Origin of the sequence: Flavobacterium sp. (assembly GCF_044338735.1) — a bacterium.
In the GTDB taxonomy this organism is placed as follows: Bacteria; Bacteroidota; Bacteroidia; order Flavobacteriales; family Flavobacteriaceae; genus Flavobacterium.
This window is the reverse complement of sequence record NZ_JBIIWV010000112.1, coordinates 1-6,798: the sequence shown is the minus strand read 5'-3', so window position 1 is coordinate 6,798 and position 6,798 is coordinate 1. Positions and strand designations below refer to the sequence as shown.

General features: G+C 32.9%; 9 protein-coding genes and 1 tRNA gene. 4 read left to right on the top strand and 6 right to left on the bottom strand.

Going from position 1 to position 6,798, the window contains the following annotated elements; translation table 11 throughout:
* The first annotated feature begins 115 nt into the window (after window positions 1-115).
* A tRNA-Ala gene (locus tag ACIQZC_RS07895) sits at window positions 116-189 on the top strand.
* A 31-nt stretch (window positions 190-220) separates the two neighbouring features.
* On the opposite strand, the gene ACIQZC_RS07890 is transcribed toward ACIQZC_RS07895, so the two are convergent.
* Together ACIQZC_RS07890 and ACIQZC_RS07885 are read right to left on the bottom strand one after the other, a co-directional pair.
* The gene (locus ACIQZC_RS07890) at window positions 221-979 is read right to left on the bottom strand and encodes a TIGR02757 family protein (protein ID WP_396138690.1); all 759 of its coding nucleotides are present in this window, start codon (window positions 977-979) and stop codon (window positions 221-223) included.
* Complete coding sequence (locus ACIQZC_RS07885) at window positions 979-1,647, bottom strand: ABC transporter ATP-binding protein (RefSeq protein WP_396138689.1); 669 nt, start codon at window positions 1,645-1,647, stop codon at window positions 979-981. The genes ACIQZC_RS07890 and ACIQZC_RS07885 overlap by 1 nt, the downstream gene beginning before the upstream one ends.
* 280 nt (window positions 1,648-1,927) lie before the next feature.
* On the opposite strand from ACIQZC_RS07885, the gene msrA reads away from it, so the two are divergent.
* The 3 genes from msrA to ACIQZC_RS07870 are packed head-to-tail and all read left to right on the top strand — an operon-like array spanning window position 1,928 to window position 3,486.
* Complete coding sequence (gene msrA, locus ACIQZC_RS07880) at window positions 1,928-2,455, top strand: peptide-methionine (S)-S-oxide reductase MsrA (RefSeq protein ID WP_396138691.1); 528 nt, start codon at window positions 1,928-1,930, stop codon at window positions 2,453-2,455.
* Between the two features lie 15 nt (window positions 2,456-2,470).
* Window positions 2,471-3,139: a GTP cyclohydrolase I FolE gene (folE, locus tag ACIQZC_RS07875; protein ID WP_396138688.1), complete on the top strand. Its 669-nt coding sequence runs from the start codon at window positions 2,471-2,473 to the stop codon at window positions 3,137-3,139.
* A 47-nt stretch (window positions 3,140-3,186) separates the two neighbouring features.
* Window positions 3,187-3,486 (top strand): hypothetical protein, encoded by a 300-nt coding sequence (locus ACIQZC_RS07870; RefSeq protein WP_396138687.1) that lies wholly within the window; start codon window positions 3,187-3,189, stop codon window positions 3,484-3,486.
* Window positions 3,487-3,501: 15 nt separating this feature from the next.
* Here the strand turns inward: ACIQZC_RS07870 and ACIQZC_RS07865 are convergent, their stop codons facing one another.
* The 4 genes from ACIQZC_RS07865 to ACIQZC_RS07850 form a co-directional block, all read right to left on the bottom strand.
* Window positions 3,502-3,834 carry a DUF6787 family protein gene (locus ACIQZC_RS07865; RefSeq protein ID WP_396138686.1) on the bottom strand — a complete coding sequence of 111 codons (333 nt, stop codon included), beginning with the start codon at window positions 3,832-3,834 and terminating at the stop codon, window positions 3,502-3,504.
* A gap of 101 nt (window positions 3,835-3,935) precedes the next feature.
* Entirely contained in the window at window positions 3,936-4,889 is a 954-nt protein-coding gene (locus tag ACIQZC_RS07860; protein ID WP_396138685.1) for a D-2-hydroxyacid dehydrogenase, read from the bottom strand.
* 21 nt (window positions 4,890-4,910) lie between these two features.
* Window positions 4,911-5,981, bottom strand: coding sequence for a 3-phosphoserine/phosphohydroxythreonine transaminase (serC, locus tag ACIQZC_RS07855; RefSeq protein ID WP_396138684.1), 1,071 nt, complete (start codon window positions 5,979-5,981; stop codon window positions 4,911-4,913).
* A 125-nt stretch (window positions 5,982-6,106) separates the two neighbouring features.
* The coding region (locus tag ACIQZC_RS07850) for an acyl-CoA reductase (RefSeq protein WP_396138683.1) at window positions 6,107-6,798 on the bottom strand (692 nt) is incomplete at its 5' end.

The following is a 6,798-nucleotide window of genomic DNA, read 5'->3' as shown; positions in this document are numbered from 1 at the left end:
TTCATCAATTATATAATCTGCGTGCATGATTTTATTTTAGAATCGTAAAACTAGTTCAATTTTATCAATCTGAATAAAATTATTTAGTTAAAAATAGTATATTCGTAAAAATTTTGGGGATGTAGCTCAGTTGGCTAGAGTGCTTGACTGGCAGTCAAGAGGTCGTGGGTTCGAGCCCCATCTTCTCCACTAAAATCCTGTTTCGGCAGGATTTTTTGTTTTAAAACCCTTCAAAAACGCCAAGTCCAAATAACGCAAAATCATATTTTACAGGGTCGTTTGTATCTAAAATACGGAGCTGTGCATCGAGTTCAGCTACAGCCTTTGCATCGTTTTGTGTGCGGTGGAGTAAACCTAATTTTCGAGCAACATTACCCGAATGAACATCAAGTGGGCAAGAAAGTGCTGCGGGTGTAATGGTTTTCCAAATACCAAAATCGACACCTTTAGTATCTTTTCGCACCATCCATCGTAAATACATGTTAATACGCTTAGCAGCTGAACCATTGAGTGGATCGGAAATATGTTTTTCAGTGCGGTTCAAATGATGAGCTTCAAAAAATAACTGTTTAAATTCAGAAATGGTGTGTTGCATCGTTATATTTTCTTTCGAAAAAACAGCTTCTAATCCGTTGTGATTTTGATAAATGTGTTGCAAGCCTTTCATAAATCCGATGAAATCTTGTCCGTTAAACGTGCGATGCATAAAATTTTCTAACGCTTCTAAATCTGTTTCCGAATGATTCATGACAAAATCGTAGGGCGAGTTTCCCATCAAATCCATCATTTTAGTGGCATTGTTGATGATCATTTTGCGATTTCCCCAAGCTATAGTAGCCGATAAAAACCCAGCAATTTCAATATCTTCTTTTAATGAATAGGAATGAGGAATTTGAATAGGATCGCTTTCAATGAAATTTGGATTATTGTATAATTCGACTTTTTCGTCAAGAAATTCTTTAAGTTCCGAGGCATTCATTAGTTACTCGTTACAATATTCCCATCTACCATCGTTAGTTTTCGATCAGCCATGTTTGCCAATTCTTCGTTATGGGTAACAATTACAAACGTTTGTCCAAATTCATCACGCAATTTAAAAAACAATTCGTGTAAGTTTTGAGCCGAAGTTTTATCTAAATTTCCTGAAGGTTCATCGGCAAAAATAACAACTGGTTTATTGATTAAGGCTCTAGCAACCGCAACACGTTGTTGTTCACCTCCTGAAAGTTCGCTAGGTTTATGTTGCATCCTTTCGGCTAGGCCTAAATAAGTAAGCAATTTTTTGGCTTCAGCTTCAACTTCTTTTTTATCGCGTTGAGCAATTAAGCCAGGAATACAGACATTTTCTATTGCAGTAAATTCAGGTAATAATTGATGAAACTGAAAAATGAATCCCAAATGGTGGTTTCTAAATTTTGATAATTCCTTGTCTTTTAAATTTAAAACGGAAGCACCATTAATTTCTAGTGAAGTATTATTTTGATTTGTAGGTTCGTCTAAAGTGCCTAAAATTTGAAGTAACGTTGTTTTTCCAGCCCCCGAAGCGCCAACAATTGATACGATTTCCCCTTTTTTTATGTGCAAATCCACTCCTTTTAAAACATGAAGCGAATCGTAATATTTATGTAGATTTTTTGCCGTTATCATAATGGAACATTTATACAAAGTAACAAAGATTTTTGCCGAATAAAAAATCAATTCCATAACTATTTGTTGCCCTGAAAAATAAAGTTTCGTTAAAATAATATTTTGTGTTTAATTTTTATGTAAATTTGTTAAACAAAATTATTATTTGCAGTATATGAAAAAGTCGGCTAAAGGGTTATTAATTATTTTCGGATTAGTTTTTTCTTCTTGTACAGCTAAAGAAAAACGAGTTTTGAAAGACGATTTGAAAGAACCTATTAAAATAAAAACAAATAAAAATATGGAAATAGCAACATTTGCAGGAGGTTGTTTTTGGTGTACAGAAGCTGTTTTTTTGGAGTTAAAAGGAGTTGAAAAAGTGGTTTCGGGATATATTGGTGGTAAAACTTTGAATCCTACATACAAGGATATTTGTACAGGAGAAACAGGACATGCAGAAGCCATTCAAATTACGTATAATCCAAATGAGGTTGCTTACGAAGATTTATTAGAAGTTTTCTTTGGTACACACGACCCAACAACTTTAAACCGACAAGGTGCCGATGTTGGTACTCAATATAGAAGCGAAATTTTTTATCACTCTGAAGATCAAAAAACAAAAGCTGAAAAATATATTCAACTTATTCAAAGTGAAAAATTATATGACAAACCTATTGTAACTAAGATTTCTTCGGCCACAACATTTTACCCTGCTGAAGATTATCATCAAAATTATTACAATCAAAATGCAGAGCAAGGGTATTGCCAAATGGTTATTGCTCCAAAATTGGAAAAATTGCATAAGTACTATAGATCGAAATTAAAATAGAAAGAAATATAATATATGAACACTACAATTGAAAAAGAAATATTTGACATTATAGGTGACAATCATCAAATGACCTCTGCTGAGACTCCTATGCGTGCAGATGCTTTTCATCGTTCTGATGCCCAAAAAATGGAAGTTATTGAACAACATTTCGAGATTATCATGAAAGAGTTAGGTTTAGATTTAACAGATGATAGCTTGCAAGGAACACCACACAGAGTCGCTAAGATGTTCGTTCAAGAAATTTTTTCGGGATTGAATCCTGCCAATAAGCCTAAAGTTTCGGTTTTTGACAATTCGTACCAATATGATAAAATGTTGGTGGAGGCAAATATTAGTTTTAATTCAACTTGTGAGCACCATTTTTTACCAATTGTAGGTAAAGCACATGTTGGTTATGTTTCTTCAGGAAAAGTTATTGGTTTGTCAAAATTAAATCGCATTGTGGATTATTATGCTAGAAGACCCCAAGTTCAAGAGCGAATGATCATGCAAATCTTTAATGAATTAAAATCGGTTTTAGAAACAGATAACGTCATGATTGTTATGGAAGCAACGCATTTGTGTGTTTCGAGTCGTGGAATTAAGGATGAAAGCAGTTACACTTCTACGTTACAATATGGAGGTGTTTTCAACCAGAAAGAATTTAGAGATGATTTTTACAAAATGATTCATAAAGAATAATTTGGCATTCATTTTGTGAGATTCAAATTCAATATGAATATTACACTATGACAGATCTTGTTCAAAATCCGAAAAAAGACCGTAAACACATCAAATTAATTTTAGGTTTATTGTTTGATGGTATAGGTTTACTTTCTTACACTGTTCCCTTTTTAGGCGAAGGAATTGATGTGATTTGGGCACCTATTTCCGGATTACTTTTGGCTTATATGTACAAAGGAACAATAGGAAAAGTTGCAGGTATTTTTGGTTTTTTAGAAGAGATAATTCCAATGTTAGATTTTATACCTACTTTCACAATAACTTGGGTTTACACCTACATAATTAAGTCAGACGACAAAAAATAATAAAAGGAGCTTTAACTAAGGCTCCTTTTTTAGTATCGAATCGATATAACGAGCGATAAATCCTAATTTTAATCGTTCCAACATTTTTTTCTCAAAACTCCAGAAAAATGAAAATTGACCAAAAATATATCCTACAAAGACTAATAATACCTGATAAATTGGAAAAATTAAAAGCAATCGTAACACGCGATATAACCAATGCGGTTCAAAAGTATCGGGAATTCCAATCAAAGTTAAAAAAGGTTTTGCTAATTGTAACGAACTAAATCCGGTGATTGCAAATACTAATAAAATAATAACTATTTGTTTATTGCTTTTAACACCCCAGCGTTCTTTTAGTTTTTTCATGAGAATATTAAGTCGTATTATTTTCCAATTTAAATGTAGCCAAAATTAAAAAAAGCACCAATACAATCGATGCTTTTTTTATAGATTTTATAGAATAAATATTAATTTTTTAATAAGCTGATAATTTGATCGGCTAATTCGGTTCCAATTCGATCTTGAGCTTCTTCAGTCGCTGCACCAATATGTGGAGTTAATGAAATTTTCGGATGCATTAATATTTGAATTTCTGGTGTAGGTTCATTTTCAAAAACATCTAAACCGGCAAATAATACTTTACCTTCATCTAAAGCATCTATTAATGCTACTTCATTAATTACTCCTCCACGAGCACAGTTTACGATACCCACATTATCTTTCATTAATTGGAATTCAGCTTTATCAATTACATAACCTTCTTGTGCTGGAACATGTAAGGTAATAAAATCAGAATGTTTGAAAATATCTTCTAATGATTCGGTTACAATATCCACATTAATGAATTGTCCGTTGTAAAAATCAACACGAATTACGGCTTCATTCACAAATTTATCGGTAGCAATTACTTTCATTCCCAATCCTAAAGCCATTTTTGCAACTGCTTGTCCAATTCGACCAAAACCAACAATTCCCAATGTTTTACCACGAAGTTCGATTCCGTTTGCATAGGCTTTTTTCAATCCGTCAAAATTGGTATCACCTTCTAAAGGCATATTTCTATTTGCATCATGTAAAAATCGCACTCCAGAAAATAAATGGGCAAAAACTAGTTCGGCAACACTTTCAGAAGATGAAGCAGGTGTATTGATTACGTGTAATCCTTTTTCACGAGCATAAGCTACATCAATGTTATCCATTCCAACACCACCACGACCAATAATTTTTAATCCTGGGCAAGCATCTATTATATCTTGGCGTACTTTGGTAGCACTTCTTACTAAAATGACTTTTACGTCGTGAGTATTGATATAATTGGCAACTTGTTCTTGAGCTACTTTTGTAGTGATGACTTCAAATCCACCTTTTTCTAGCGCTTCAATACCGCTTTTTGAAATTCCGTCGTTTGCTAAAACTTTCATGCTTTATGTTATTGCTAATTACTAAATATTATTTTCTAAATTTCTCATTACATCTACTAATACCTGAACACTTTCTAATGGAAGCGCATTGTACATAGACGCACGATAACCACCAACAGAGCGGTGCCCAGCTAAACCTGAAATTCCAGCGGCTTTCCACATGGCATCGAATGTTTCCTGATGTGCTTCGTTTACTAATAAAAAAGTGGCGTTCATAGTACTTCTATCTTCTTTGGCAGCCGTTCCTATAAATAAAGGATTTCGGTCAATTTCTGTATATAATAAGTTTGCTTTTGCGTCGTTTATTTTTTCAATAGCAGCTATTCCGCCTAATTTTTTCAACCATTGTAATGTTAAAAGAGAAGCGTAAACTGGAAATACAGGCGGTGTATTGTACATACTTTCTTTCGAAATATGTTGTTGATAATCTAAGATACTAGGAATAGTCCTTCCAGTTTTACCTAAAATTTCTTCTTTGACTACGACTAAAGTTGTTCCGGCGGGCCCCATATTTTTTTGAGCACCAGCATAAATCAAATCAAATTGCGAAAAATCTATTGCTTTAGAAAAAATATCGGAACTCATATCACATATTAACGGAGCAGCTGTTTTTGGAAACGACTTCATTTGGGTTCCAAAAATAGTATTATTGCTGGTGCAGTGAAAATAAGAAGCATCAGCAGGAATGGTATAGTTTTTTGGAATATGATTATAATTTTCTGATTTTGAGGAAGCAACAACAACTGTTTCACCAAAATGTTTGGCTTCTTTAATTGCACTACTTGCCCAAGTTCCCGAGTCTAAATATGCGGCTTTACCGTCTACTTTCATTACATTATAAGGAACCATTAAAAATTCTAAACTAGCACCACCAGATAAAAACAACGCTTGATATCCTTTGCCTTCTAGTCCTAAAAGTTCTAAAACTAATGCTCTAGCTTCTTCCATAACCGCAAGAAAATCTTTACTTCTGTGCGAAATTTCTAATATAGATAATCCAGAATTGTTGAAATCTAAAATAGCTTCCGCTGATTGCTTAAAAACCTCTTGAGGAAGAATGCAAGGACCTGCGCTGTAGTTGTGTTTTTTCATTATGAGTTTCTTAAGAAGCAAATTTCGGAAATCGCAATTTAAAATCGAGTTATATTTTAATAATAATTAAAGTATGTTATTAACGAAAACGTTGTAGATTTTGTAAATAAACACAAATAAAATAATTATATTTTTGATAAAAAGGCCAAAGTATCCAAATTATCGGCATAATCCCAAAGTTTTGGTTGTTGGGTTTGTCCAAAAACAATTGAATTTTCAATAAGATTCTTCGAAACGATGCATTGAATTTGATCTGCATCATTACTTAATCGTGATTTTACTTCTTCCAAATTTTCGTAAAACTCATAAAAAACGGAAGAAATAGGCGAGGAGTAACTCGTATCTTCTTTGATAGTTAAAAACTCATTATCTAATAGTTGGAAGTTACTCATTAAGAAAACCGCTTTATTGTAATCATAATTATTTGCATATTTTTCATATTGAATTACTTCGCGATATTCAAACATGGCTTTAAAAAATGCTTCAAAATTATAATCCTTTGGAACAAATAGTTTAGAAACATTACGACACCCTAAACCAAAATATCTAAAAATATCTTCACCTAAACCTACTAATTCTTCATGAGTTTCTGTTCCATTTAAAACAGCGATCGAATTTCTATTTTTACGAATGATACTGGGTTTGTCTTTAAAATAATATTCAAAATAACGTGCAGTGTTGTTGCTTCCGGTGGCTATTACCGCATCAAAACCTTCTAATTTTCCTTCAACAAATGTTATTTTTGAGTTAAGTTCAGGTTGAATAGCAATCAAATATTTCGCTAAAAATTTCAATAAATGTTGGTCACTTGAGGAAG

Coding starts and splice junctions, on each gene's coding strand:
- ACIQZC_RS07890 (WP_396138690.1), bottom strand. CDS start 979: ATGAATGCCTCGGAACTTAAAGAATTTCTTGACGAAAAAGTCGAATTA.
- ACIQZC_RS07885 (WP_396138689.1), bottom strand. CDS start 1,647: ATGATAACGGCAAAAAATCTACATAAATATTACGATTCGCTTCATGTT.
- msrA (WP_396138691.1), top strand. CDS start 1,928: ATGGAAATAGCAACATTTGCAGGAGGTTGTTTTTGGTGTACAGAAGCT.
- folE (WP_396138688.1), top strand. CDS start 2,471: ATGAACACTACAATTGAAAAAGAAATATTTGACATTATAGGTGACAAT.
- ACIQZC_RS07870 (WP_396138687.1), top strand. CDS start 3,187: ATGACAGATCTTGTTCAAAATCCGAAAAAAGACCGTAAACACATCAAA.
- ACIQZC_RS07865 (WP_396138686.1), bottom strand. CDS start 3,834: ATGAAAAAACTAAAAGAACGCTGGGGTGTTAAAAGCAATAAACAAATA.
- ACIQZC_RS07860 (WP_396138685.1), bottom strand. CDS start 4,889: ATGAAAGTTTTAGCAAACGACGGAATTTCAAAAAGCGGTATTGAAGCG.
- serC (WP_396138684.1), bottom strand. CDS start 5,981: ATGAAAAAACACAACTACAGCGCAGGTCCTTGCATTCTTCCTCAAGAG.